Source organism: Xanthobacter sp. YC-JY1 (assembly GCF_021730305.1).
In the GTDB taxonomy this organism is placed as follows: domain Bacteria; phylum Pseudomonadota; class Alphaproteobacteria; order Rhizobiales; family Xanthobacteraceae; genus Xanthobacter; species Xanthobacter flavus.
This window is the reverse complement of sequence record NZ_CP032674.1, coordinates 2,578,011-2,605,005: the sequence shown is the minus strand read 5'-3', so window position 1 is coordinate 2,605,005 and position 26,995 is coordinate 2,578,011. Positions and strand designations below refer to the sequence as shown.

Sequence of the window (26,995 nt, the reverse complement as noted above, 5' to 3'; positions counted from 1 at the left end):
GCTCGGCTCATGGATCACGATCCTTTCGACGATTTTGACGGGCTCCCGCCCGACCAGCAGTCCCGTTCGGCCGCGCCCCAGCAGAGCGCAGCCCAGCAATTGGATGCCCGCCGGGCGCCCGCGCAGCGCTTTGCGCCGCCGGCAGCTCCCGCGCCGGCTCAGCGTCTGGCGGCCCCTCAGCCGCCTCGCGCCGCGCTCCAGCCACCTTCCCGCGCCGCTGTTGTCGAACCCGATTATGACGAGGATGACGACGCCGAGGCGTGGAACACCGCCCCCGCGCGTCAGCCTGCCGTCCCGGCGCGCACCGCTCCCTCTTACGCGCCGGAGCCTCAGTCCCGCGCTCCTCAGGGGTATGGCCAGTCCGGCTATGCCCAGCCTGCCCCGTCCTACGCCCCCGCGCCCCGCCCGGTGGATACGCGCACGGCCGATGTTCGCCTGGGTTACGGCTCGCTCGCCCGCGACGCCGCCGCTGCACGCGCCGTGCCACCGCAGCAACAGCCGGCGCAGGACTATGACGATTACGACGACGACTATGATGACGGCGTAGACGAACCGCGGCAGCCCGATCCCCGCAGCGCCGATCCCCGCAGCGCCGATCCCCGCAGCGCCGATCCCCGCAGCGCCGATCCACGCGCGCGGGCCGCCGGCTATGGGCAGGGCCAGGCCCCGCAGTCGCAGCAGGCTTACGGCCGGGCGGATGCCCAGGGGTATCGTCAGGACGCGCGCGCTCAAGACGCCCGGTATCAGGACACACGCTATCAGGACGACCGTCGCCCAGCCTCCGGCCAGCAGGCGGCGCGTTACGACGATGAGACGGACGAAGCGGGCTACGCCTATTCCGCCGCGCGTCGTGACGAGGACTACGATTACGACGACTACGACGACCGCTACGATCCGGAATATGCCGATGACGGCTACATGCCGCCCCACGGCGACGAGATGTACGAGCCGGAACCGCGCCGCCGTCGCGGTCGCACGGCACTCCTGCTCGGCGTTTCGCTGGTGGGTCTCGTGGTTGCGGGCGTTGCCGGCGTGTTCGCCTACAACATGGCCGTGGGCCGCTCGGGGCTGATGTCCTCGTCCGGCGGGCCTCCGGTCATCAAAGCCGATTCCGCCCCGGCCAAGACCACGACGCCGGCGACAACGGCCGACGCGCAGAAATCCATCTATGACCGCATGGGCGGTCCCGTGACGGCCGGAAACGAGAAGATGGTGCCGCGCGAGGAGCAGCCGGTGGATGTGACCTCCGCCGCCCGTCCGCCCGCGGACAGCGCCCCGGCACCGACCCAGCAGCCCATGCAGGCGACGCAGAACCTCACCGAGCCCAAGCGCGTGCGAACCATGACCGTGCGCGCAGACGGCAGCGTGACGCCCGGCGTGCCGTCCAGCGCCGTCTCGGCCTATGCGCCGAGCCAGAACCCGATCCCGGTTGGGCTGCCGCAGCCCAATCCCGTCACCACCGTGCCCGCCTCCGCGCCGGCGGATGCCACCGCTAGCACGTCTCCCGCGCCCACGGCGGCCGGCACCTATGTGGTGCAGGTGGCGTCCCAGCGGTCGGAAAGCGATGCGCTGGGCTCGTGGAAGGCGCTGCAGGCCAAGTATCCGAACCTGCTCGGCAGCTACAAGGCGACGGTCAAGAAGGCGGATCTCGGCGACAAGGGCATCTATTATCGCGCCCAGGTCGGCCCGTTCGCCAGCCGCGACCAGGCCAACGACCTCTGCCAGTCTCTGCGCGCCCAGGGCGGCGACTGCGTCGTGACCAAGCTCTGACGGGCGGTTCGCTGCCCCAAAGCTGAAAAGCCGCCCTCGGGCGGCTTTTTCGTTTTCAGGATGCCGCGCTGCGCAGCAGATCGAGTGCCTGGAGAACCGAGAGCCGGCGCACCTCGGCGCGGCCGATTTCGCCGAATCGCCTCTCCTGATGGACGGTCGTGCCGTCGCGGCGGGCACAGGCGAATTGGACGAGACCAACGGGTTTCGTCTCCGAACCTCCGCCGGGGCCGGCGACGCCCGTGATGGCCACCGCCACATCCACGCCGGCCGTCTTCAGTGCGCCCTCGGCCATGGCGCGCGCGGTTGCCTCGCTCACGGCGCCATGGGCGGCAAGGGTCGCTTCGGGCACGCCGATCATCGCCATCTTGGCGGCGTTGGAATAGGTGACGAAGCCGCGGTCCACCACATCAGACGATCCCGGCACCTCGGTGAGGGCGCCGGCCACCAGCCCGCCGGTGCAGGATTCCGCCGTTGCCAGCGTCCAGCCGCGGGCGCGGAAGGCGTCGAGGACGGCGACGGCGCGGGCGTAGGTTTCTTCGTCCATCGTCAGATCTCCTCGCCCGCCGGCAGGCGGATGGTGGCGCTGGCCATGGCGGCGATGCCTTCGCGCCGACCGGTGAAGCCGAGCTTCTCCGTGGTGGTGGCCTTCACCGAGATGCGGGCGGCCGGAACGCCGGTGATGCGCGCGATCTCGGCGCGGATGGCGTCGCGATGGGGCCCGACCTTCGGCGCCTCGCAGATGAGGGTGAGATCGAGATGGGCGATGCGCCCGCCGCGCGCCTTCACCTTTTCCACCGCATGGGCGAGGAAGCGATCGGAGGACGCGCCTTTCCACTGCGGGTCCGAGGGCGGGAAATGGGCGCCGATGTCGCCGTCGCAGAGCGCACCCAGCAGGGCGTCGGTGAGGGCGTGCAGGCCCACGTCCGCATCCGAATGACCGACCAGCCCGAAGCCGTGGGGCACCGCCACACCGCCGAGCATCACATGGTCGCCGGGACCGAAGGCATGGACGTCGAAGCCGGTGCCGGTGCGCACATCCGGCAGGTCGGCGAGGGTGGAAGCGGCGGCGCGGGTCATGTCTTCGGCTGTGGTCAATTTGATGTTCCCTGTCTCGCCGGCAAAGGTCGCGACCCTGTGGCCGGCCCATTCCATCACCGAGGCATCGTCGGTCAGTGTCGTGACGCCGCTCTCGGCCGCCGTTCGATGGGCGGCCACGAGCGGGGCATAGCGGAACGCCTGCGGCGTCTGCACGGCGCGCAGCGCCGCGCGATCCACCGTCTCCTCAACCAGCCCGGCGGCATCCACGCGCTTCACCGTGTCGGTCACCGCCAGCACCGGGATGGCGGCATCGGCTTCGCCGGCGGCGGCAATGGCGCGGGCGATGAGATCGGGTGTGGCGTAGGGGCGGGCGGCATCGTGCACCAGCACGACCGTCGGCGCGCCGGAACCCGCCAGTGCCTCAAGGCCGGCGCGCACCGACTCCTGTCGCGTCGCGCCACCGGAAACCGGTGCCAGAATCTTGGGCAGGCCTTCTGCGGCGTCCGCAAAGAGGCCTGAATCATCGCTATGGATGACCGCTAGCACGGCCGTGACGGCAGGATGCTCGCAAAAAAGGCGCAGCGTGCGGCGCAGCACCGGCTCGCCGCCCAGTTGCTGGTACTGCTTCGGCAAAGGTCCGCCCGCGCGGCTTCCGCGCCCGGCAGCCACCACGATCGCCACGCAGTTCGCGGCCGACGTTCCGGTCACGGCCGATCCTCCTTTTTCACCGAAGGCGGCAGGTCAGGCCGGTAACAGAAGGTGGGGTCGCATATGCTGCGGTGCAGCGGCGTGCACACTGCCCTTGCGTGCCGCGCACATTTGTCTAAGATGTAGGCAGAACGAAGCTGGCCTAAAATCTGTGCAAGAGACTGTCCCATTGTCCATTCCGGCGTTGCGCATCGGCGCCGCGACCCTGCCCAATCCGGTCATCCTCGCCCCCATGGCGGGAATCACCGATGCGCCGGTGCGGCGGATGGCTGTCCGCCACGGCGCGGGGCTCGTCATATCAGAAATGCTCGCCAGCGAGGCGCTTCTCGAGGGCCATCCCGAGATGCTGCTGCGCGCTGAAGGGGAAGGGGTGTCGTTCCACGCCGTGCAACTCGCCGGCAACGACCCGCGACTCATGGGCGAGGCGGCGCGCGTGGCGGAAGCCGCCGGCGCCGGGCTCATCGATATCAATATGGGCTGCCCCGCCAAGCGCGTGACCACCGGTGCCGCCGGCGCGGCGCTGCTGCGGGATCTGCCTCTGGCGCGGGCGATCTTCGAGGCTGTGCGCGGGGCGGTCAGCGTTCCGGTGACCGTGAAGACCCGCCTCGGCTGGGACGATGGCTCGCCCACCGCCGTGGCCCTCGCCGAGATGGCGGAGGCGTGCGGGCTGTCCATGGTGACGATCCACGGCCGCACCCGCTGCCAGTTTTACACCGGCCGCGCCGACTGGAGCGCCATCCGGGCGGTCAAGGATGCCGTATCGATCCCAGTGATCGCCAATGGCGACGTGGTGAGTCTCGCGGATGGCCCCGCCATTCTCGCGGCCTCCGGTGCCGATGGCGTGATGATCGGTCGGGGCGCGCAGGGCCGGCCGTGGTTTCCCGGCCGGGTGGCGCAGGCGCTCGCCGGCCGCGTGGTCGAGGAGGATCCGCCGCTCGATCTGCAGCGGGACATCCTGCTGGAGCTCTATGAGGGCTGGCTGTCGCTCTATGGCACGGCCCTCGGTGTCCGCCAGGCGCGCAAGCATATCGGCTGGGCGCTGGATGCGGCGGCAAAAGGGCAGGGGAACGCACGCGCCGCCTTCGTGGAGCGCTGGCGCAAGGGGGTGCTGGTGCTCGACGGGCCGGGCCGCGTGAAGACCGGGATCATGGCGGCCTACGACGAACTCATGTGGAGGGCGGCGGCATGACGGCCGAAGCCAGAAAGCAAGACACACGGAAGATGGATCAAAAGCGCAAGGGCAGTTCGAACCCGCGGAAGGACGCGCCGAAGGATGCGCCCAAGGCTGCGGGCAAGGAGGTGACGCCGGACGTCGCCAAGGCCGACGTCGCCAAGGCCGGCGGCGCCGAGCCGGGCATGACGCGCGCCATTCTCGATGCCGTGCCGCACCCGCTGTTCACCATCGCTGGCAACGGCCATGTGGTGGAGGCCAATGTCGCGGCCGAAGCCTTCTTCGAGGTCAGCGCGCCGCTGCTGCGCCGACGTCCCCTGACCGAGTTCGTGCCCTTCGGCACGCCGCTCCTCGGCCTCATCGATCAGGTGCGCCAGCGCGGCGCGCCGGTGAACGAATATCGCGTGGACCTCGGCACGCCGCGCAACGGCGGCGAGCGCATCGTGGACATTCACGTGGCGCCGGTGAACGAGCAGCCGGACAATGTGGTGGTGATGCTCCAGGAGCGCACCATCGCCGACAAGATGGACCGCCAGCTCACCCACCGCGGCGCCGCCCGTTCGGTGAGCGCGCTGGCCTCCATGCTGGCCCACGAGATCAAGAATCCGCTCTCCGGCATCCGCGGCGCGGCGCAGCTTCTGGAACAATCTGCCGACGACGAGGACCGGGCGCTCACCCGCCTGATCTGCGACGAGGCCGACCGCATCGTGAAGCTGGTGGACCGGATGGAGGTGTTCTCCGACGAGCGCCCGGTGGAGCGCGAGCCGGTCAACATCCACGCGGTGCTGGAGCATGTGCGCACGCTCGCCTCCTCGGGCTTTGCCCGCCACATCCGCTTCGTGGAGGAATACGACCCCTCCCTGCCGCCGGTGCTCGCCAACCGCGACCAGCTCATTCAGGTGTTCCTGAACCTGGTGAAGAATGCGGCGGAAGCCATCGACAGCGATCAGGACGGCGAGATCCAGCTCACCACCGCCTTCCGCCCCGGCGTGCGGCTGATGGTGCCGGGCGCCTCCACGCGCGTCAGCCTGCCGCTTGAGTTCTGCGTGAGGGACAACGGCAAGGGCGTGCCGGAAGACCTCGTGCCCCACCTGTTCGACCCGTTCGTGACCACCAAGCCCACCGGCTCTGGCCTCGGTCTTGCTTTGGTGGCGAAGATCATCGGTGACCATGGCGGCATCGTCGAATGCGATAGCCAGCCCCGCCGCACCACGTTCCGCGTGCTCCTGCCCATGTATCGCGGCAAGAGCCCTGTTCGAGAGGACAATTGAGGTGTCGATGCCATCCGGAAGCATCCTGGTCGCCGACGACGATGCCGCGATCCGCACCGTGCTCAACCAGGCGCTCTCGCGCGCGGGATATGAGGTGCGTTCCTGCGGCAACGCCGCCACGCTGTGGCGCTGGGTGAGCCAGGGCGATGGCGATCTCGTCATCACCGACGTGGTGATGCCCGACGAGAACGCCTTCGACCTCCTGCCGCGCATCAAGAAGGCGCGGCCGGATCTGCCGGTCATCGTCATGAGCGCGCAGAACACCTTCATGACCGCCATCCGCGCCTCCGAGCGCGGGGCCTATGAATATCTGCCGAAGCCCTTCGACCTGAAGGAGCTGATCTCCATCGTCGGCCGCGCCCTCGCCGAGCCGAAGAAGGGCGACGGCCACCACCACGCCCCCGAGGAGCAGGACAACATTCCGCTGGTGGGCCGCTCGCCCGCCATGCAGGAGATTTATCGCCTCCTCGCCCGCCTGATGCAGACCGACCTCACCGTGATGATCGCGGGCGAGAGCGGCACCGGCAAGGAACTGGTGGCCCGAGCGCTGCACGACTACGGCAAGCGCCGCACCGGGCCGTTCGTCGCCATCAATATGGCCGCCATCCCGCGCGACCTCATCGAGAGCGAGCTGTTCGGCCACGAGAAGGGCTCGTTCACCGGCGCCACCACCCGCAACCCCGGCCGCTTCGAGCAGGCCGAGGGCGGCACGCTCTTCCTCGACGAGATCGGCGACATGCCGATGGAGGCGCAGACCCGCCTGCTGCGCGTGCTCCAGCAGGGCGAGTACACGACGGTCGGCGGGCGCACGCCCATCAAGACCGACGTGCGCATCATCGCCGCCACCAACAAGGATCTGCGCACGCTCATCCAGCAGGGCCTGTTCCGCGAAGACCTGTTCTTCCGCCTGAACGTGGTGCCCCTGCGCCTGCCGCCCCTGCGCGAGCGCTCCGAGGACGTGCCCGATCTGGTGCGGCACTTCTTTCTGCAGGCCGAGCGGGAGGGCCTGCCCGCCAAGCAGATCGATTCCGCCGCCCTCGACCGGCTCAAGCGCTATCGCTGGCCGGGCAACGTGCGCGAGCTGGAAAATCTCGTCCGCCGCCTTGCCGCGCTCTATCCGCAGGAAGTCATCACCCCCGCCATCATCGAGGCCGAGCTCTCCGAGCCCATGCCGAACATGCTGTCGGAAGAGGGGCCGGTGGACGCGACGCTCGCCGCCTCGGTGGAGCGCCACCTCAACACCTACTTCTCCGGCTTCGGCGAAAATCTGCCCCCGCCCGGCCTCTATCACCGCATCTTGAAGGACGTTGAATATCCGCTCCTCTCGGCTGCGCTCGCCGCGACCCGCGGCAACCAGATCAAGGCGGCGGAACTGCTCGGGCTCAACCGAAACACGTTGCGCAAGAAGATTCGCGACCTCGATATCCAGGTGATCCGCACCTCGCGGTGATCCCCACGTCTTGAGGCGACGCACACGCCCCGCGGGTGTCCCATCCGCGGGGTTTATTGACGGCAACGATATATCCGAATGAATATAGCTTGTTCGCCTGTTCATTTCGGAGCCTTGCCATGCGCGCCCGCATTTGCGCCGTTGTTTTTCTTTGCCTTTCCGCCGCCGCGTCCCGCGCGGAGGATATCCGCCTCGTCGCAGCGGGCAGCCTCACCGGCGCCTTCAACGCGATGATCGCGGACTATGGGCGGAGCCACCCCAAGGATCACGTCTCCACCAAATGGGGACCGTCCGGGGTGCTCAGGACCGAGCTGGAAAACGGCGGCGCCTTCGACATCTTCGCTTCCGCCGCTCTGCCCCACGCGCAGGCGCTGACGGACAAGGGCCTTGCCAGCGACAGTGTCCTGTTCGCCCGCAACGCTTTGTGCGCCATTGCCCTGGCCGATGGGCCGGCGCTGGCATCCGACGCGCTGGTCGAGACCCTTCTGAAGCCGGACATCCGCTTGGCCACGTCGACGCCCAAGGCGGATCCGGGCGGCGACTATACGTGGGAGCTGTTTGCGCTGATCGACAAGCAGCACCCCGGCGCCTTCGCCACCTTGAGCGGAAAGGCCCAGCAGGTATTCGGCGGCGCGGCGACCACCGGGCCGCTCAACGGCCGCCACCGGCTGGCCGTGGCTCTCGGTGACAAGAGCGCGGACGTGGCGATCTACTACTGCTCGGGCACCCAGGAGATGAGCAAGGCAGAGCCCGGCCGGTACAAGGTGGTGGCGCTGCCGCGTGATCTCGCGGTCGGGCCGGAATACGGGCTGACGCTCGCCAATACGGCATCCCTGCCGGCCGCCGACTTCGCCATGTACATACTCTCGCCGGCCGGCCAGAAGACCCTGTCGGATTTTGGCTTCATTCCGGTCACGCTGCCCGCCGCGCGCTGATTCGATCGTGACGTTTCGCCGGCCCACTTAAGGGAAGGGCGCCTTCGGCGCCTTGGCCCACAAACAGAGCGGACGGGTCGGCGAATTCGCTGACCCGGCTACCGGCCTTTTGCGCCCTCGCCACAAATACCGTGGATGGGGGATGCGTCTGTCACATTTTTGCACCAGTGTCGTTCCACTGCATCACTCTGGACTGCGCGAGTCGTCGCGCGGCCGGTAGCGTTGGGACGGTCAGGCACACATGAACGATGAGCCGGTCGGGTACGCCGCAAGAGACGTGAGGCCGCGGCGCAGTCTGTTCGCCCGCCTGTTCGCGCCCGTCGTGGTGGTGCTCTCGCTGGTTTTGGCGATTGCCACCTTCGCCGTCATCATGGGGCTCACCTCCATCGTTCCGACGCCGACGGTGACGATTGCGGCCCTCGCGTCATCGGCGGTTGCCGCGGTCGCGCTGCTCGGCATTATCGGGCGTGAGGTCTGGCGCATCTGGCAGGCGCGGGCGCGCGGACGTGCAGCCTCGCGCCTCCATGTGCGCATCATAGGCCTGTTTGCCATCGTCGCCGTGGTGCCTGCCGTGGTGGTGGCGCTGGTGGCCAGCTTCACCCTCGACCGGACCCTCGACCGCTATTTCTCCGAGCGCACGCAGGAGATCGTCGGCTCGGCCTCCTCGGTGGCGCAGACCTATGTGCGGGAGCACGCGCTGTCGATCCGCGGCGACGCGCTGGCCATGGCCAACGATTTGTCGCAGCAGAAAAATCTCTATGACACGGACATCGACAAGTTCCGCCAGGTGCTGACCGCCCAGGCGGCCCTGCGCAACGTGCCGGGCGCCCAGATCATCCACCGCGACCTCTCCGTGGTGGAGCGGGCAAACCTGCGCACGGGACGGGAATTCCTCGTCCCCGCCAACATCGCCATCAACGAGGCCACCGCCGAGCAGCCCATCATCTATGTGGATGCCGACTATGTGGGCGCCGTGGTCCCGCTCACCGGCTTCGACGATCTCTTCCTCTATGTTGCCCGCCCCATCGACCCGCGCGTGCTGGGCTACCTGAAGGTGACGAGCGACACGCTGGCCGACTATCGCGCGCTGGAGCAGCGGCGCTTCAGCGTCCAGCTCGCCTTCGCTGCCATGTATTCCATCGTCACGCTCATCGTTCTGCTGTCGGCGGTGTGGCTCGGCGTCACCTTCTCCAAATGGCTGGTGGCGCCCATCCGCCGGCTGATGTGGGCGGCGGATCGCGTGGCCAAGGGCAATCTCGACATCCAGGTGCCGGTGAACCGCGCCGAAGGCGATCTCGCCACCCTCGGCGAGACCTTCAACAAGATGACCGGCGAGCTGAAGACCCAGCGTAACGCTCTCGTCAGCGCCCGCGACCAGATGGACAGCCGCCGCCGCTTCACCGAGGCGGTGCTCTCCGGCGTCGGCGCGGGCGTGATCGGCATCGATGCCGATGCGCGGGTCACCATCCTGAACCTCTCGGCCGAGCGCCTTCTCGGCGTGACCGAGGCCGAGGGGCTCGGGCGGCCGCTCGCCGAGGTGGTGCCCGAGACCTCGGCCCTGCTGGAGGAGGCCCGCGGCGCCGGACAGCGGGCGGTGCAGGGCAACATCACCGTACAGCGCGACGGTCGCGAACGTGTCTTCGCCATGCGCGTCACCACCGAGCAGTCGGGGGCCGAGGCCCATGGCTGGGTGGTGACCCTCGACGACATCACCGCCCTCATCACCGCGCAGCGCACCTCGGCGTGGGCGGACGTGGCGCGGCGCATCGCCCACGAGATCAAGAATCCGCTCACCCCCATCCAGCTCTCGGCCGAGCGGCTGAAGCGCAAGTATGGCCGCCACATCACCCAGGATCGCGACGTGTTCGACCAGTGCACGGACACCATCATCCGGCAGGTGGGCGACATCGGCCGCATGGTGGACGAATTCTCCTCCTTCGCCCGGATGCCCAAGCCCGTGGTGGATGCGCAGGATCTTGCAGAGACCGTCCGGCAGGCGGTGTTCCTCATGCGCGTCGGACATCCCGACGTCACCTTTGAGGCCGAGCTGCCCGCCGCGCAGCCGGCCCGCTTCGACCGCCGGCTCATCAGCCAGGCACTGACCAACATTCTCAAGAACGCCGCGGAAGCCATCGAGGCTGTCCCGGACGCCGAGCGCGGTAAGGGCCGCATCCGCGTCCGCGTCACCGCGGCGGGGGAGGATCTCCTGATCGACGTCATCGACAACGGCGCGGGCCTGCCGCGCGAGAAACGCAGCCGCCTGCTGGAGCCCTATGTGACCACGCGCGAGAAGGGGACGGGGCTCGGCCTCGCCATCGTCGGCAAGATCATGGAAGAGCACGGCGGCGGCATTGAACTCAACGATTCGCCCGAGGGTCGCGGCGCCTGGATCAGGCTCCGCATGCGGGCGGATGGTCTACCACCGGCCGGCGCGGGCGGGGCGCAACCGGTCCCTCAAGCAGGGAGGGCCTGATCCATGGCCATGGACATCCTCATCGTCGATGACGAAGCCGATATCGGCGAGCTGGTCGCCGGCATTCTGGAAGACGAGGGCTATTCCGCCCGAACCGCCCGGGATGCCGACGGCGCGCTCGGCGCCATCGCCACGCGCAGGCCGAATCTCGTGTTCCTCGACATCTGGCTGCAGGGCAGCCGCCTCGATGGCCTGGAACTGCTCAACGAGATCAAGTCGCAGCATCCGGACCTGCCGGTGGTGATGATCTCCGGCCACGGCAACATCGAGACCGCGGTCGCCGCCATCAAGCGGGGCGCCTACGACTTCATCGAGAAGCCGTTCAATGCCGACCGGCTGGTGATGGTCACCGAGCGCGCGCTGGAGACCCTGCGCCTCAAGCGCGAGCTGAAGGAGCTGAAGCAGCTCACGCCGCATGGACGCATCCTCATCGGCCGCTCCAGCGCGATTCAGCAGCTGAAGGGCACCATCGAGCGGGTCGGCCCCACCAACAGCCGCATCCTCATCGTCGGCCCCTCCGGCTCGGGCAAGGAGCTGACCGCCCGCCTCATACACAGCGTCTCCGGTCGCGCGCAGGGGCCATTCGTGGTGCTCAATTCCGCCGCCATGACGCCGGAGCGGCTGGAGTTCGAGCTGTTCGGCGTCGCGGAAGGGGAGGGGCGGGAGCAGAAGCGCGGAGCGCTCGAAGAGGCGCACGGCGGCACGCTGTTCCTCGACGAGATCGCCGACATGCCGCGCGAGACGCAGAACCGCGTGTTGCGCGTGCTGGTGGAGCAGACCTTCACCCGCGTTGGCTCCAACGACAAGGTGACGGTGGACGTGCGCATCATCTCCTCCACCGGGCGCAACCTGGAGGAGGAAATCGCCAAGGGGCGCTTCCGCGAGGATCTCTACCACCGCCTGTCGGTGGTGCCGATCCGCGTGCCCCCGCTGGCCGAGCGGCGCGAGGACATTCCCGACCTCGTGGACTTCTTCCTCGACAGCATCTCCCAGACCACCGGCCTGCCGCGCCGGCCCATTGGCGAGGACGCCATGGCGGTGCTGCAATCCCACGACTGGCCGGGCAACGTGCGCCAGCTGCGCAACAACGTGGAGCGGCTGCTCATTCTCGCCGGTGGCGACCCGGAGGCGACCATCACCGCCGCCATGCTGCCGCCGGACGTGGGCGCGCTGGTGCCCACGCTTCCCAACGGCAATGGCGGCGAGCACCTCATGGGCCTGCCGCTTCGCGAGGCGCGCGAGGTGTTCGAGCGCGAATATCTCGCCGCCCAGATCAACCGTTTTGGCGGCAACATCTCGCGGACTGCCGAATTCGTCGGCATGGAGCGCTCGGCCCTTCATCGAAAGCTTAAGGCTCTCGGCGTAGGTTGAAGGTCCCCGGACGTGGCCGGGGCGGGTTGACGGGGTGCCCGAAAAGGGGGCTGCATCGGTGCGTTCGGTCCGCTGATCCGAGGTGGCCGGGCGCCGGGGGGAGGGTTCATGAAGGTCGTGATCTGCGGCGCGGGCCAGGTGGGGTTCGGCATTGCCGAGCGCCTCGCCGGTGAGCAGAACGACGTGTCCATCATCGACACGTCCCCGCGCCGCATCCAGATGGTGACGGAACAGCTCGACGTGCGCGGCGTGGTGGGGCAGGGGTCCCATCCGGACGTGCTCGCCCGCGCGGGCATCGAGCAGGCGGACATGCTCATCGCCGTGACCCTCCACGACGAGGTGAACATGGTGGCCTGCCAGGTGGGCCATGCTTTGTTCAACGTGCCGACCAAGCTCGCCCGCATCCGCGCCCAGACCTATCTTGCCCCCGAATGGCGCGACCTGTTCTCCCGTGACCAGCTGCCCATCGACGTCATCATCTCCCCCGAGGTGGAGGTGGGCGAGATGGTGCTGCGCCGCCTCTCCTTGCCCGGTGCTTCCGATACGGTGAGCTTCTCGGACGGGGCGGTGGTGATCGTCGGCGTGTCCTGCACCGAGGACTGCCCGGTGGTGGACACGCCGCTCAAGCAGCTGACCGAGCTTTTCCCGGACATCCAGGCGACCATCGTCGCGGTGAGCCGGGCCGGGCGCAGCTTCGTGCCGCGCTCCAACGACCAGCTTCTCACCGGTGACCTCGTCTATTTCGTCGCCCAGGCCGACCACGTGCAGCGCACGCTCTCCCTGTTCGGCCATGACGAGGTGCCGGCCCAGCGCATCGTCATCGCCGGCGGCGGCAACATCGGCTACTACGTCGCGAACGAGCTGGAGAAGCGCAACGCGGCCGCCCGCGTGAAACTGATCGAGTCCTCGCGCGAGCGCTCGCAGGCCATCGCCGAGGAACTGCGCCGCACCGTCGTGCTGAATGGCGACGCGCTGGAACGGGCCATCCTCGACGAGGCGGGGGTGGGGGAGGCGGACACCATGATCGCCCTCACCAACGACGACCGGATCAACATCCTCTCGTGCCTGCTCTCCAAGCAGGTGGGGGCGAAGCGCATTCTGGCTCTGCTCAACGAGCAGGGCTACGCCACCTTCGCCCGCGGCCTCGGCATCGACGCCCATGTGAATCCGCGCCAGATCACCGTCTCCAAGGTGCTCCAGCACGTGCGGCGCGGGCGCATCCGCGGCGTCCATGCGCTGCTCGACGGTTCGGGCGAGATGATCGAGGCGGAGGCGCTGGAAACCTCGCCGCTGGTGGGCAAGCCTCTGCGCGATCTCGGCCTGCTGGACGGGCTGCGCATCGGTGCCGTGGTGCGCAACGGGCAGGTGCTGCTGCCACGCGGCGATTTCGTCGTCCGCGCCCACGACCGGGTGGTGCTGTTCGCCCTCGCCGATCGCATCAAGCGCGTGGAGCAGCTGTTCCGCGTGGCCCTCGAATTCTTCTGAACCGACCTCAAGGTTCCCGACCCATGGCCAACGCCGCCCGCCCGCTTGCCGCCGGCATCGCCGCCATCGGGGCGTTCGCGCTCCTGCCGATGGCGGTTGCCGCGCGCACCGGCACGGGGCCGGTGGCCGTGTGGCTCGCCACGTCCGGCTTCTGCCTGTTCCTCGCCGGCCTGCTGCGCTTCACCACCCACGGGCTGGAGATGCGCCTGACGCGGTCAGGGGCCGTGGCGCTGGTGGCCTGCATGTGGCTGGTGCTGCCGCTGATGGCGACGCCGGCGGTGGCCGTCGTCTCCGGCCTGTCGCCGCTTCAGGCCTGGTTCGAGGCGCTCTCCGCTTTCACCGCGACCGGCCTCACCGCACTCCATCAGGGGCCGGCGAGCCTCTACGTCTTCCTCGGCCTGCTGCAATGGGCCGGCGGTCTCTTGACCGTAGTCACCGCGGTAGCCGTGCTGGCGCCGGCGGGCCTTGGCGGCCTGCCCGACCGGACCCCGCGGGGCGGCTCCGCGCTCGATGTGGTGGACCTGGTGCGAGTGCTGCGCGAGATCGCCCCCGCCTATTTCGGGGCGACCGTGCTGGCCATGCTCGTGCTGCTGGCCTCGGGTGAAACCATCTATGTGGCCTTCACGCTTGCGACCGCCGTGGTCTCGGCCGGCGCGCACCTGCCGCCGGAGGCCCAGTTGGCGCTGGCGCTGGACGAGACGCCCAAGTGGCTGCTGCTGCCCTTCCTCATCTTCAGCGCCACCAGCGTGCGCTGGCACCGGGCGCTGATCACCCGCCGCATCAATGCCGCGCCGGAGCAGGTGGAAAGTCTCGTCATCATTGGCTGGTGGATGGTGCTCGGCATCATCCTCGGAGCCCTGCTGTTCCGGACCGACGAGATGTCGTCGGTGGACGCGGTGCGCGACGGCCTGTTCACCGCCGCCTCGTTGATCTCCACCAGCGGCATCGGCCCGCACGAAGGCACCTATGCCAACCTGCCGCTCGGCCTCGTCATCCTCGTGGTGCTGCTGGGCGGCGGGGCACTGTCGGTGGCGGGCGGGCTGAAGATGCTGCGCCTACGCGCCATCCTGCTGCGCACGCGGGGCGATCTCCTGCGCCTCGTCTATCCGCACATCGTCCTGCCTTCGTCGTTGGAGGGCGGTGTCGGCTCGGCCATGCGGGGCGTCTGGGCGGGGGCTGCGAGCCTCGCTTTCCTGTATGGCCTGTGCGTGATCGCGCTGAGCCCGGGTTTGCCCTCGCTGGATGCCGCGCTGGCGGCGGCGGCGGCGGTCGTCACCAATACCGGCCCGGTCTACGACGCCGCGGGCGGCGGCTGGCCTGCGATCTCCTCCCTGCCGTGGGGCTCGGTGCTGGTCGCCGGCATCGGCATGGTCGCGGGGCGGCTGGAGATCATCGGGCTTTTCGTCTTCATCCATCTCGCCATCTGGCGCACCTGAGGGCCGACGCAGCCATGTCGCGCATCGCCTACGTCAACGGACGCTATCTCCCCCACCGCGACGCCAGCGTGCATGTGGAGGATCGCGGCTATCAATTCGCCGATGGCGTCTATGAGGTCTGCGAAGTGCTCGGCGGCCGGCTGGTGGACGAACGCCGCCATCTCGACCGGCTCGACCGCTCCCTGCGGGAGCTGTTCATTGCAGCGCCCATGTCACGGGCGGCGCTGTCCGCCGTGCTCCGCGAGGTGGTGCGGCGCAACGGCGTGCGCAATGGCATGGTCTATCTGCAGGTGACGCGCGGCGTCGCGCGGCGGGACCACGCCTTTCCGGCGCCGGACACCGCCCCCTCCGTGGTCGTCACCGCCCGCCGCACCGACCGGGAGGCGCAGGAGGCGCTGGCGCGCAAGGGCGTCGCCGTCATCACCGTGCCGGAGAATCGCTGGCCGCGCGTCGACATCAAGAGCGTTTCCCTGCTGCCGAACGTGCTCGCCAAGCAGATGGCGAAGGAGGCCGGCGCGCGCGAGGCATGGTTCGTCGATGCCGACGGTTATGTAACCGAGGGCGCCTCCACCAACGCCTGGATCGTGACCGCCGACCGCACCATCGTCACGCGTCCGGCAGACAGCGGCATCCTCAGGGGAATCACCCGCACCGTGGCGTTCGAGGTGGCGGCGGACCTTGGCTATAAGATCGAGGAGCGACCGTTCACGGTGGCGGAGGCCCACGCGGCCGACGAGGCCTTCATCTCGGCCGCGACCACGGTCATCATGCCGGTCGTGATGATCGACGGCACACCTGTGGGAACCGGTGTCCCCGGCCCCGTTGCTACGGCTTTGCGGTTGAAATTCCACGACTTTTCGGAAGTCGCCTGAGTTTGTCCCGGAGGGGATCATGTTGCGGAGCAAAATAATATTGCGCCGCCATGGGGCTGTGCCATTCTAGCAGCCCAACTCTCACGGGGGTGTACACTCCATACGTGCGCTTGCCCGTGGGCCTCAACGCCGAAACAATGGATACGAAAATGGCGGCGGAACGGACACAAAATCTCCAAGACACTTTTCTCAATCACGTCCGCAAGAACAAGACTCCCCTCACGATTTTCCTGGTGAACGGGGTGAAATTGCAGGGCGTCGTTACCTGGTTCGATAATTTCTGCGTGCTCCTGCGCCGGGACGGGCATTCCCAGCTGGTTTACAAGCACGCCATTTCCACCATCATGCCGGGTCACCCGGTCCAGTTGTTCGATCCCACGGACGATGGGGGAGAAAAGGCGTAAGCGTGGAGCATCAAAGCGGGAAGAGAGCGGGCGGACGCGCAAAGTCGAAGACTGCGGCGTCGAAGCTCGCAGGCCGCAAGGTTGAAGGTGCCATCGACTCCGGGGAGGACATTGTGATCCCCGGTGAGCACGAGGCGCTGCTGCCCGAATCGGGCATGGATCCCGACAGCTCCACATCCGACATGACGCAACAGGCTACGCGCGGCGGCATCGACCGCCGCGCGCCGGCCGTGCGTTGTGCTGTCGTCACTCCGGTGGTCAGCCGGCGGGGCAGGGGAGGCGCGCCGGAGCGGCGCAGTCCCGAGTCGCGATTGGACGAGGCCGTGGGCCTTGCCGCCGCCATCGAGCTGGACGTCGTCTTCTCCGGCCTCGTGTCCCTCTCGGAAATTCGCCCCGCGACCTATCTCGGCACCGGCAAGGTGGAAGAGCTGGCGGACGTGGTGAAGGCCGAGCATGTGGATCTGGTCTTCTTCGATGCCGCTTTGTCCCCCGTGCAGCAGCGCAATCTGGAGAAGGCATGGTCCACCAAGGTGGTGGACCGCACTGCGCTGATCCTCGAAATCTTCGGCATGCGCGCCCGCACCAAGGAAGGCGCGCTGCAGGTGGAGCTTGCTCACCTCAATTACCAGCGCTCCCGGCTGGTGCGCTCCTGGACCCATCTCGAACGCCAGCGCGGCGGCTTCGGCTTCCTCGGCGGCCCGGGCGAGACGCAGATCGAGGCGGACCGCCGGCTCATCGGCGAGCGCATCGTGCGTATCGAGAAGGAGCTGGAGCAGGTGAAGCGCACCCGCGGCCTGCACCGGGCGAGCCGCAAGAGGGTGCCCTATCCCATCGTTGCGCTGGTGGGCTACACCAACGCCGGCAAGTCCACGCTGTTCAACCGGCTCACCCGCGCCGAGGTGATGGCCAAGGACCTGCTGTTCGCCACGCTCGATCCAACCCTTCGGGCGGTGGACCTGCCGCATGGTACCCGCATCATCCTCTCCGACACGGTGGGCTTCATCTCCGAGCTGCCGACCCAGCTCGTCGCCGCCTTCCGCGCCACGCTGGAAGAGGTGCTGGAGGCGGACCTGATCCTGCACGTGCGCGACATCTCCCACCCCGACACCGAGGCGCAGGCAGCGGATGTGGCCGACGTGCTGGAAGACCTCGGCGTCGAGGTCAAGAACGGCGGCCGTGTCATCGAGGTGTGGAACAAGATCGACCGGCTTTTGCCCGAGGCCCGCGAGCAGGTGCAGAACCAGACGCTCCGCGCCGGTGCCGGGGCGCCCGTCGCCGTTTCGGCCCTGACCGGGGAGGGGACGGACGACCTGCTGGGCGTCATCGAGCGCCGCATCACCTCCGGGCGCGTGACTCTCTCCGTCACGCTCGCGGCGGAGGATGGCGAAGGGCTCGGTTGGCTCTACCGCCACGGCGAAGTGCTGGAGCGCACCACAGGCGAGGACGGCGTGTTGCAGGTGGCCCTGCGCATCCCGCCGGAGCGCGCCGGCCTTGTCACCCGCCGCTTCGGCGTCCGGCGGGTTAACACGATGTAGGGCGGCGCGCGGCGCCTATTCGGCCGCGCGCTCGCTCCGCTTTTCGAGGCGCTTGGCGTCCTGCCAGAGGGCTTCCATCTCGTCGAGGCTGGCATCGTTGGGCCGGCGGCCGTCCGCCGCGAGTTGCATCTCCACATGGCCGAAGCGTCGGGTGAACTTCTCGTTGGTGCCACGCAGCGCCGTCTCGGGATCGACGTCCGCATGGCGGGCAAGGTTCACCACGGCAAACAGCAGGTCGCCGATCTCGTCGCGAATGGCCTCGGTGCCGCCGGCGTCGAGGGCCTGCGAGACTTCCTCCGTCTCCTCGCGGATCTTGGCCAGCACCTGCCGCGCATCATTCCAGTCGAAGCCCACGCGGCTTGCTTTCTCCTGAAGCTTCAGCGCGCGGGTGAGGGCAGGGAGGGGCAGTGCGACGCCCGAGAGGGTCCCCTTTCCGCCCTCCTCCGGCGCCAACCCGGCAGCAGCGCGGGCGGCGGCGCGCTCGGCCTTTTCCTGCGCCTTGATCTCGGCCCACATCCCCTTCACCGCTTCCGGCGACATATCGCGGGTATCGCCGAACACATGGGGGTGCCGCCGCACCAGCTTGGTGGTGATGGCCTCCACCACGTCGGGGAAGGCGAAGGCGCCTTCCTCCTCCGCCAGACGCGCATGGAACACCACCTGCAGCAGCAGGTCGCCCAGTTCCTCCTTCAGGTCCGGCAAGTCGGCGCGGGCGATAGCATCGGCCACCTCATAGGCCTCTTCCAGCGTGTAGGGCGCAATGGTCGCGAAGGTCTGCTCCAGATCCCACGGGCAACCAGTGCCCGGCGTGCGCAGGGCGGCCATGATCTCGATGAGGCGCGCAATGTCGCGGGAGGGCTGCATGGGGAGCTCCGGAGGGATAGGCGGCCATCCTAATGCGCGGGCACGCCGCGCGCGACTGCGCCCGATGCCGCCTTTGAGCACGGGACCGCGACGCCTATGCTATCGGCGTCCAACGGATTCCCGCCCATGATCGAAATCGCGCCCGCCGGCCCCATCGACGACGACATCCGGCCCGGCGAGACCAGCGTCGCGCTGCCGGAGCGTTTCGACGCGGGGCTCTATTTCATCGGCCGCATCCGCACGCCCTGGACGGTGCGCGGCACCTGTCCGCGCCGGGGTGACCCGGAGGAGGGGCCGGTCTGCACCCTGGAGATCGATGCGCGCTGGGCGGATGCCCTGACGGGCCTCGCCGAGTGTCCGCGCCTCCAGGTGCTCTACTGGATGGACAGGGCCCGCCGCGACCTTGTGCTCCAGAGCCCACGCGACGGAGCCACCCGCGGCACCTTCGCGCTGCGCTCTCCCGTGCGGCCAAACCCGATCGCATCCTCGGTGGTCACGCTCGTGGGCGTGGAGGGGCTCAAGGTGATGGTGCGCGGCCTCGACTGCCTCGACGGCACGCCGCTGGTCGATCTGAAGGTGCAGCACGCGTGAGGCGGGGTGCTGATGGAGCCCTGCACGAGTAAATCGCAGAAGAGATATTATGGAATTAGAAAAAGGACGGGCAAGACTCGCTCCACTGGGCACCAGGATTCGGTAGCGCCAAAATTCACAAATTTATCCACCTATGACAGCGACTTAAGTGAGGCTTCAAAAGCGAAACCCGAATCGCATCGAGAGCTAACCCGTCGCCCCGGTCCGCTCATGGATGGCTGCGCCGCTCCGGATGTCTGACGTGAACTGCATGCCGTCATAGGCTGGAATCACCCCCTCCGGCAGGCGCGCGGCCAAGGCGGAATAATCGAGGTCCGTGTGCAGGTTGGTCAGGATCGCGAGATTGGGCTTGAGCAGCGCCACATGGTCCAGCGCTTCCTGAAGCGTGAAATGCGAGGGATGGGGCGCCTCGCGCAGGGCATCGATGATCCAGACGTCGAGATTGTGCAGATGCCCAAGGCTGTTCTCGGGAAACCCGTTCACGTCGCTTGAATAGGCGACGCCGTCGAACCGGAAGCCGAAGGCGTCGATATCGCCATGCCGCTGGCGGAACGGCAGCGCCGTGATCGGGCCGCCGGCGCCATCGATGACGATCTCACGGCCCTCCCTGAACCGGTGGTCGTTCAGGATGGGTGGATAAGCGCTGCCCGGCGGCGTGGCGAAGCAATAGCCGAAGCGTTGATGCAGGATGCGGGCGGTATCCTCGTCCGCATAGATCTCGACGCGCTTGCGGTTGTGGATGGCGAGCGGCCGCAGATCATCGATGCCGTGGGTGTGGTCGGCGTGCTCGTGGGTGAACAGGACAGCGTCCAGATGGGTGACGTTCACGCCGAGCAACTGCTCCCGCAGGTCCGGCGAAGCATCGACGAGGACGCTGGTTTTCCCGTTCGGCCCGACTCGCTCCACCAGCATGGAGCACCGGCGGCGGCGATTGCGCGGATTGGCGGGATCGCAGGCGCCCCACCCCTGCCCCACCCGCGGAACGCCGCCCGACGAGCCGCAGCCGAGAATGGTGAATGTGAGTGTGGCGGCCTCGGTGGAGGGGGGCATCGTCGCTCTCCGTGCGGCCGGGACGCCCCGCCGCAGAATCCGCCGCAGGGTGCTCCAATTCGCGTCTGGAGTCACACCGGCGGGCCCGTCATCGACAGCCCATTCATCGCGACTGAAAGGGGCTTGAAGCGCCACGCCTTCCGGTCGGGCCCCTCAGTGGCCCTCATGCATCAGGTGAGACGCGGCTAAAAATTCTGCAAGCGCAGGAGGATGCGAATCGCGATTCGCGTGATGCATCAGATGAGCGTCGGGGGCGTACGGCCAGAGGGCAGCCGCAAGCATCCGCCGCACACAGCGACGGTCCGCCTCCGGCAAAGCGTGGGATTGAAGATGGGAAGAATGAAGCCGCGCCTGAAGGCAGCATAGGCCAGGCATCGCGCCGATCAAGCAAAGGAAGGGCTGTTGCGGATGCCGGGATGGAATGGTCGGAGCGAGAGGATTTGAACCTCCGACCCCTAGTCCCCCAGACTAGTGCGCTAACCGGGCTGCGCTACGCTCCGACGTGGAGGGGAGGCTTAGACCATCACCGGGGCCCCGACAAGCCCCTCCGGAACCGAATGTGCAAAGCGCACGCCGCTCTCCCCAGGGATCATTCGAGCGGGACAAAGATACCACCTTAGGCTGCGCTTTTCGGCGTCGCATCGCGGCAGGATTGTGGCAAAGGAGAACGAATCGTCACTCTTTCGCCGGCGAATGGTGTCAATGTGGCCGGATTGCGCAGTCATTCGGCGATCTTCCTCAACAACACGGAAGATTGAACGGATGAAGATACGCGTGGTCCTGTCCTGCGCCGCCCTGTCCCTGTCGGCCTCCATGGCCGCTCCGAGCCTGGCGAACGCGGACACCTCCACCGGCATCGCCTCCTACTATTGGCAAGGCCGCAGCACCGCGAGTGGTGAACGTTTCAACCCGACGGCCTACACTGCCGCCCATCGTTCCCTGCCCTTCGGCACCAAGGTGCGTGTCACCAATCTCCGTAATGGAAAGACCGTCGTCGTCCGCATCAATGATCGCGGACCGTTCGTCCGTGGCCGGGTGATCGACGTGTCCAAGGCCGCAGCGTCTGAGCTCGGCTTTACCGGCTCGGGCGTCACCCGCGTCTCCCTCGCCGTCGTCGAGTGATCGGACGGACGCCATAAAAGAGGCCGGGCGTGCGCCGGGATTGGCCCGCGCCCGGCGCTCCATAATCTCGGGCAGCGATAAGCTGCTCAGTCGGCGGTCCGGGCCTCGCCACGCCGGCCGGTCAGCCCTTCCATCAGCCGACGGCATTCGCCCAGCTCATAGAGGGCGGACTGCATGCGGTGCACGTCGTCGCGTGAGAGCACCGGGGCCGCCATGGGCGGCTGGCCCACCACACGCGGCTCCGACCTCAGATGCGGCGGCAGATACTGCTCCGGCGGGCCGGGACGCAAAGGCTCGCGCGGCAGCCGCTGGCTCGGCTCCGCCTGCGGGCGGGCGGCAGCTTCCTCCGCCGGCACGCTCGGCCCTGCCCAGGTCCGCTCAGCTGCCGGTCGCGCCGGCTGAACGGGGGCCGCATGGGCCGGCGCAACTGCGGCCGGCTGGGGCGCGAGGCCACGGCTGGCCATGCGCTCGGCCAGAAGCCGCTGCTCAGCCTCCGGCATCGGAAAGCCGCTCTCGCCTTCCTCGCTGATCGGGCCAATGAGCGGCCCGACGCGTGTGGCGCGCGGAAGGGCCTGAGGGGCGCCCTCGCCCCATTCCTCGTCGATCGCGCGGCGCATGGCCTCGCCCTGCCAGCTTCCCGGTGACCGGGGCAGACGGGCCGAGACCTCGCCGGGACCATAGGTTTCCGCGGGGTAGGGCTCACGCTGCGCGGGGCGTTCCGCCTCTCCGCGCAGCGCATGGGACGGGGCGCCCCCCATGGGCGGCTCGCGCCGCGCCTCGCCTGCGCGGGGGTCCGGCCGGCGCGGACGATCTGCGGGGCGCTCGAAGGCGCGCCGCTCCGATGGCCGATCGCCGAAACGATCGTAGGGCCGATCTTCGGACCGATCTTGGGGCCGATCCTGATCGTTCATGGAATACTCCGGCTCGGCGGCCCTCGGGGCGGGTCGGTAAGGGGCAGGCACGTCCGCCGGCAGCGGCGCGGCCTGAGGCCATGGGTCATCGGCCGGGCGGCCCGAGGGGGCATAGGGTTCATGCGGCGGCTGGGGCGGGGCGTCGTCAGCCCAGCGTCCATCGTCCCGCCAGTCGTCCTGCCAGCCGGCATCCCGCCGGGCGTCGACGCGCCCGCCGCGCTCGCGCTCGTCCCAGCCTGCTTCCTCGGCTTCCGGCTCGCCGGTGGTGCTTTCCACCCAATCGGTCTGGCGCCAGTCGCCATCACGCAGCAGCCGGCCGTCGCGCGCGTCCCGCGCGCGCGGGTGTTGCGGCTCGGCTTCCAGCCAGTCCCGGCTTTCGGCAGGGGCACGGCGGGCGCGGCGCGGAATGAAGTCCTCGGGCGGGCCCGCCTCATCCTCCGGCTCGTGGCGCGCGGGGGCGGCGCGTTCGGCCTGGCCGGGCTCCGGCGCGTGCGGGACTGCATGCCGGGCCTCGTGCTCGGGCAGCTCGTGCGGCCGGGGCGGGCGCCGGTCCTGCGCCTTCAGGCGGCGGATGCGGTCCTCAATGGGCTCGGACACCTGCGGCGCCGGGGGAAAATCGTCCAGGAAGGGCAGCAGCGGGTCGTCGAGCTCGGGCGAGTGGGGCGCCTGATCGTCGGCTGGCATGGCAAGGCGCGACGCCGGCCCACGGCTTGGTCGCTGCAGGGGGCGCAGCTGAGGTTCCAGCCGCTCGCCAGGGCGCCCCTCCGGCGCGGGCCTGCGCGGCGGAGCCGGCTCCGCGCGGCGGCCCCTGCCCTCATCCACATCCAGGTCCGCATGGGAAGCGTCGGCGCGCGCCGTCAGATCGGCAGCGCGCGGGTCCAGCCTCGGGTCCAGTCCCGGATCGCGGCGGCGAGGCGGCGCGGTGTCGTGATCGAGATCCACCTCGGGCCGCTGTGCTGGGCGCCGGGGTGGAAAGTCGTCCATGTCGTCCCGGACGTTCCCGAAGGACGGCTCGCGACGGCCGGCGGCCGGGCCGCGACGGTCGGTCTCGTCGGGGCGACGGCGCTCCGTCTCCGCCTCGCCGCGATCAACGGGGCGGCTTGAGGCGGCGATGCCGGGTTCGTCGCGAAGCGGTTGATGGCGAGGAGGCATTTCCCGCTGCGGGGCATCGAAGGCGGGATCGAGTCGCTCCGCCCGGCCGCCACGGGCACTGCCTTCACGCAGGGGCCTTGGGGGCGCGGCCGGTTCGGAGGCCAGATCCCGGTCGGCCTCGGCATCGGGGAAGGGGAGCGGCAGTTCGGCGCTTTCGGGCAGCTCGGGAAGGACATCCTCCTCCCCTCCCCGCCCCTTGCCACGCCGTCGCGGAAGCAGGCCGAGCAGGCCGCCGAATGTGACGCCCTCCCCGCCGGCGGCACGGGCCGGGCGGGCGGAGCGCATGGACGCCACCTCGCGCTCGATGCCGAGATCCTGGACGTAGCGCACGCCCTGGTCCTTCAGCACGCGCTGGGCACCCTTGATGGTGAAGCCGTCGGTGTAGAGCAGGTGGCGGATGCCACGCAGGAGGTCCACGTCCTCCGGACGGTAGAATCGCCGGCCACCGGCGCGCTTCACCGGCTTGATCTGGGTGAAGCGGCTTTCCCAGAAGCGCAGGACGTGCTGCGGGAGCTCAAGCTCGTCCGCGACCTCGCTGATGGTCCGGAAGGCGTCCGGAGCTTTCTCCGTCTCGCGCGCGTCGCCCACCTTCTCTCCCGCCTCGTTCGACCGAATCGCCCAGAGCCCGTGCCGGAATCATAGGTGCGATTGGCGCATGCGGAAAGGCGGGCAAGCCACGGCAAGGGCTTGTCCCCGGGTGTTCGCGCGATCGGTTACGAAATCCTGTCCGCGGGGCGGGCGCCGAGGTTCAGTCCTCGTCCGTCCCGTCCGGCTCGGTGCCGTTGATGCGGTGCTTCAGGATGCTGGACGGCTTGAAAACCATGACCCGGCGGGGCTCGATGGGCACTTCCTGGCCGGTCTTGGGGTTGCGCCCGATGCGCTCGCCCTTGTCGCGCACGACGAAGGAGCCGAACGACGACAGCTTGACCGTCTCGCCACGGGCGAGGCAGTCCGCAATCTCCTTCAGAACCATCTCGACGAGTTGGGCAGACTCGGTGCGAGAAAGTCCCACCTGCTGATAGACGGCCTCACACAGATCCGCCCGCGTTACGGTCCGACCAGCCATATGTCTCCCCGACCCCTGAAAGCGCGCTCGAACCGGCCGCCAACGCCCTGCGACCGCCCAGCCATGCAAACGCAGCAATTCTTAACAGTTGAGGCTGCACGAATGTGACGGATACGACGACGCACCGCCCACGAGCCCCAGCGCCTGTGGGCAACGGCGTCCGGCAAACTAGCCGCGCCAGCCGAGCAAGGTCAACGCATTATGTGGTCTACCAGCGGATCAGTGCCGACCCCCAGGTGAATCCGCCCCCCATTGCCTCAAGCAACACCAGATCACCTTTGGTAATCCGGCCGTCCCGCACTGCGACATCGAGTGCCAGGGGGATGGACGCGGCGGACGTGTTGCCGTGGAGATCCACGGTCGTCACCACCTTTTCCGGCGCGATGCCCAGCTTCAGCGCGCTGGCGTCGATGATGCGGCGGTTCGCCTGATGGGGCACGAACCAGTCGATGCTGTCCGCGCTCTCGCCGGTGGCGGCGAAGGCGTCCTCGATCACGTCGGTGATCATGCCCACCGCGTGCTTGAACACTTCCTTGCCTTCCATGCGCAGATGGCCGGCGGTGCCCGTGGTGGACGGCCCGCCGTCCACATAGAGCTTGGCGCGATGGCGGCCGTCCGAGCGCAGGTGGGAGGTCAGGAGACCGGAATTGCCGGCCGTCGCGGCGTCCACGCCTTCGAGCACGAGCGCCCCGGCGCCGTCGCCGAACAGCACGCAGGTGCCGCGGTCCTCCCAATCGAGGATGCGCGAGAAGGTCTCGGCGCCGATCACCAGCGCCCGCTTGAAGGCGCCGGTCTTCAGATAGGCGTCGGCCGTGGCGAGCGCGAACACGAAGCCCGAGCACACCGCCTGCACGTCGAAGGCGGCGCCGCGGGTGATGCCCAGCTCGGCCTGCACCGTCACGGAAGTGGCGGGGAAGGTCTGGTCCGGGGTTGCCGTGCCCAGGACGATCAGGTCGATGTCGGCGGCGGTGAGGCCGGACGCATCGAGCGCGCGCTGGGCCGCTTTGATGGCAAGGTGGGAGGTGAATTCACCTTCCGCAGCGATGTGCCGCTGGCGGATGCCGGTGCGCTGGACGATCCATTCGTCGGACGTGTCCATGCGTGCCGCGAGGTCGGCGTTGCTGAGCACCCGCTCGGGGAGATAGGACCCGGTGCCCCGGGCGACGGACCTGATACCGCTCACGATTGTCCTTCCGCCCCTGCTGCCTCCGGCCGGCGCTCGGAAATCTCCTGAGGCCTGCGGCTGGTTAGGCTTTGTTCGATGCGCGCCAGCAACTCGTGGCGCACCATGTCATAGGCGAGGTCGACGGCGGCGGCGAAGCCCTCCGCGTCGGTGCCGCCGTGGCTCTTGATGACGATGCCGTTGAGGCCGAGGAACACGCCGCCATTGGCCCGGCGCGGATCCATCTTCTCCTTCAGCACGCGGAACGCATCACGCGCGAAGAGATAGCCGATCCTCGCCCTCAGGGTGCGGCTCATGGCTGAGCGCAGGTAGGAGGCGAGCTGCTTGGCCGTGCCCTCGGCGGTCTTGAGGGCGATATTGCCGGAAAAGCCCTCGGTGACGACCACGTCCACCGTGCCGGCGCCGATGTCGTTGCCCTCGACAAAGCCGTGATAGTTCACCGCCACCGCCTCCTCCCGGAGGATGCGCGCGGCTTCCTTCACTTCCTCGACGCCCTTGATCTCCTCGACGCCCACATTGAGCAGGCCGACGGTGGGCTTCTCGATGTCGAACAGCACCCGCGCCATGGCCGAGCCCATGAGCGCCATCTCGACGAGGCTCTTGGCGGTGGCGCCGATGGAGGCGCCCACGTCCAGCACCACGGTCTCGCCGCGCAGCGTCGGCCAGATGGCGGCGATGGCGGGGCGGCTGATGCCGGGCATGGTGCGCAGGTTGAAATTGGCCATGGCCATCAGGGCGCCGGTATTGCCGGCGGAGATGGCGACGTCGGCCTCATGGACCTTCACCGCGTCGATGGCCTTCCACATGGACGATTTGTAGCGGCCGCGGCGCAGCGCCTGGCTCGGCTTGTCGTCCATGCCCACCACCACGTCGGTGTGAACGATGCGGGAGGCCGCGGCGAGCTTGGGATGGCTCTTCAGGACCTCGCGGACGCGCGCCTCGTCGCCATAGAGCACGAAGGCGGTGTCCGGGTGGCGACCGAGGGAGATTTCCGCTCCAGCAAGGACCGTCTCGGGTCCATGGTCGCCGCCCATGGCGTCGACGGCGATGCGGACGGGTACGGTCATCTCCGGCGTAAATCCCTGCTTCGATCGAATGGCGGCGGGCTCTGCCCTGGCGGAAAAAAGTGAGGGATCA

General features: G+C 68.6%; 22 protein-coding genes and 1 tRNA gene. 14 read left to right on the top strand and 9 right to left on the bottom strand.

Translation table 11 applies throughout. The features are described from left to right. The first annotated feature begins 9 nt into the window (after positions 1-9). Positions 10-1,770: an SPOR domain-containing protein gene (locus D7006_RS12100; protein WP_237356777.1), complete on the top strand. Its 1,761-nt coding sequence runs from the start codon at positions 10-12 to the stop codon at positions 1,768-1,770. Positions 1,771-1,825: 55 nt separating this feature from the next. Here the strand turns inward: D7006_RS12100 and D7006_RS12095 are convergent, their stop codons facing one another. Further along, positions 1,826-2,314, bottom strand: coding sequence for a CinA family protein (locus D7006_RS12095; RefSeq protein ID WP_237356776.1), 489 nt, complete (start codon positions 2,312-2,314; stop codon positions 1,826-1,828). A 2-nt stretch (positions 2,315-2,316) separates the two neighbouring features. Next, complete coding sequence (locus D7006_RS12090; RefSeq protein ID WP_237356775.1) at positions 2,317-3,516, bottom strand: bifunctional 2-C-methyl-D-erythritol 4-phosphate cytidylyltransferase/2-C-methyl-D-erythritol 2,4-cyclodiphosphate synthase; 1,200 nt, start codon at positions 3,514-3,516, stop codon at positions 2,317-2,319. A 169-nt stretch (positions 3,517-3,685) separates the two neighbouring features. Between D7006_RS12090 and dusB the strand changes: the two genes are divergently transcribed. The 11 genes from dusB to hflX all read left to right on the top strand — a co-directional run bounded on the left by dusB (position 3,686) and on the right by hflX (position 17,919). Next, entirely contained in the window at positions 3,686-4,705 is a 1,020-nt protein-coding gene (gene dusB / locus D7006_RS12085) for a tRNA dihydrouridine synthase DusB (RefSeq protein ID WP_237356774.1), read from the top strand. 167 nt (positions 4,706-4,872) lie between these two features. Next, positions 4,873-5,958, top strand: coding sequence for a nitrogen regulation protein NR(II) (locus D7006_RS12080; protein WP_169121451.1), 1,086 nt, complete (start codon positions 4,873-4,875; stop codon positions 5,956-5,958). A 7-nt stretch (positions 5,959-5,965) separates the two neighbouring features. Then, entirely contained in the window at positions 5,966-7,408 is a 1,443-nt protein-coding gene (gene ntrC / locus D7006_RS12075) for a nitrogen regulation protein NR(I) (protein WP_169120395.1), read from the top strand. 119 nt (positions 7,409-7,527) lie between these two features. Further along, complete coding sequence (locus D7006_RS12070; RefSeq protein WP_237356773.1) at positions 7,528-8,343, top strand: substrate-binding domain-containing protein; 816 nt, start codon at positions 7,528-7,530, stop codon at positions 8,341-8,343. Between the two features lie 241 nt (positions 8,344-8,584). Beyond that, complete coding sequence (locus tag D7006_RS12065) at positions 8,585-10,816, top strand: PAS domain-containing sensor histidine kinase (RefSeq protein WP_237356772.1); 2,232 nt, start codon at positions 8,585-8,587, stop codon at positions 10,814-10,816. A 3-nt stretch (positions 10,817-10,819) separates the two neighbouring features. Then, positions 10,820-12,187: a sigma-54 dependent transcriptional regulator gene (locus tag D7006_RS12060; protein WP_169120401.1), complete on the top strand. Its 1,368-nt coding sequence runs from the start codon at positions 10,820-10,822 to the stop codon at positions 12,185-12,187. 108 nt (positions 12,188-12,295) lie between these two features. Beyond that, a complete protein-coding gene (gene trkA / locus D7006_RS12055) occupies positions 12,296-13,672 on the top strand; it encodes a Trk system potassium transporter TrkA (RefSeq protein ID WP_237356771.1) in 1,377 nt (458 codons plus the stop codon). Between the two features lie 23 nt (positions 13,673-13,695). Next, positions 13,696-15,108, top strand: a complete 1,413-nt coding sequence (locus D7006_RS12050) for a hypothetical protein (RefSeq protein WP_237356770.1) — start codon at positions 13,696-13,698, stop codon at positions 15,106-15,108. A gap of 14 nt (positions 15,109-15,122) precedes the next feature. After that, positions 15,123-15,980, top strand: coding sequence for a D-amino-acid transaminase (locus D7006_RS12045; protein WP_237356769.1), 858 nt, complete (start codon positions 15,123-15,125; stop codon positions 15,978-15,980). 149 nt (positions 15,981-16,129) lie between these two features. Further along, a complete protein-coding gene (gene hfq, locus D7006_RS12040) occupies positions 16,130-16,384 on the top strand; it encodes an RNA chaperone Hfq (protein ID WP_024279016.1) in 255 nt (84 codons plus the stop codon). A 182-nt stretch (positions 16,385-16,566) separates the two neighbouring features. Beyond that, positions 16,567-17,919 carry a GTPase HflX gene (gene hflX, locus D7006_RS12035; RefSeq protein WP_237356899.1) on the top strand — a complete coding sequence of 451 codons (1,353 nt, stop codon included), beginning with the start codon at positions 16,567-16,569 and terminating at the stop codon, positions 17,917-17,919. Positions 17,920-17,934: 15 nt separating this feature from the next. On the opposite strand, the gene mazG is transcribed toward hflX, so the two are convergent. Beyond that, positions 17,935-18,783, bottom strand: a complete 849-nt coding sequence (gene mazG / locus D7006_RS12030) for a nucleoside triphosphate pyrophosphohydrolase (protein ID WP_237356768.1) — start codon at positions 18,781-18,783, stop codon at positions 17,935-17,937. 126 nt (positions 18,784-18,909) lie between these two features. On the opposite strand from mazG, the gene D7006_RS12025 reads away from it, so the two are divergent. Further along, positions 18,910-19,374, top strand: a complete 465-nt coding sequence (locus D7006_RS12025; protein WP_237356767.1) for an SAM-dependent methyltransferase — start codon at positions 18,910-18,912, stop codon at positions 19,372-19,374. Positions 19,375-19,560: 186 nt separating this feature from the next. Here the strand turns inward: D7006_RS12025 and D7006_RS12020 are convergent, their stop codons facing one another. Continuing rightward, entirely contained in the window at positions 19,561-20,424 is an 864-nt protein-coding gene (locus D7006_RS12020) for an MBL fold metallo-hydrolase (RefSeq protein ID WP_237356766.1), read from the bottom strand. A 422-nt stretch (positions 20,425-20,846) separates the two neighbouring features. Continuing rightward, positions 20,847-20,924, bottom strand: a tRNA-Pro gene (locus tag D7006_RS12015). A 262-nt stretch (positions 20,925-21,186) separates the two neighbouring features. Here D7006_RS12015 and D7006_RS12010 point away from each other — a divergent pair. Then, complete coding sequence (locus D7006_RS12010) at positions 21,187-21,546, top strand: septal ring lytic transglycosylase RlpA family protein (RefSeq protein WP_237356765.1); 360 nt, start codon at positions 21,187-21,189, stop codon at positions 21,544-21,546. Between the two features lie 86 nt (positions 21,547-21,632). Here D7006_RS12010 and D7006_RS25395 read toward each other — a convergent pair whose 3' ends face one another. The 4 genes from D7006_RS25395 to plsX all read right to left on the bottom strand — a co-directional run bounded on the left by D7006_RS25395 (position 21,633) and on the right by plsX (position 26,925). Next, positions 21,633-24,197: a MerR family transcriptional regulator gene (locus D7006_RS25395; RefSeq protein ID WP_371745093.1), complete on the bottom strand. Its 2,565-nt coding sequence runs from the start codon at positions 24,195-24,197 to the stop codon at positions 21,633-21,635. Between the two features lie 160 nt (positions 24,198-24,357). Further along, positions 24,358-24,675, bottom strand: coding sequence for an integration host factor subunit alpha (locus D7006_RS12000; RefSeq protein WP_168457829.1), 318 nt, complete (start codon positions 24,673-24,675; stop codon positions 24,358-24,360). Between the two features lie 208 nt (positions 24,676-24,883). Beyond that, positions 24,884-25,858 carry a beta-ketoacyl-ACP synthase III gene (locus tag D7006_RS11995; RefSeq protein ID WP_169120417.1) on the bottom strand — a complete coding sequence of 325 codons (975 nt, stop codon included), beginning with the start codon at positions 25,856-25,858 and terminating at the stop codon, positions 24,884-24,886. Continuing rightward, entirely contained in the window at positions 25,855-26,925 is a 1,071-nt protein-coding gene (plsX, locus tag D7006_RS11990) for a phosphate acyltransferase PlsX (RefSeq protein ID WP_237356764.1), read from the bottom strand. The genes D7006_RS11995 and plsX overlap by 4 nt, the downstream gene beginning before the upstream one ends. Between the last annotated feature and the right edge of the window lie 70 nt (positions 26,926-26,995).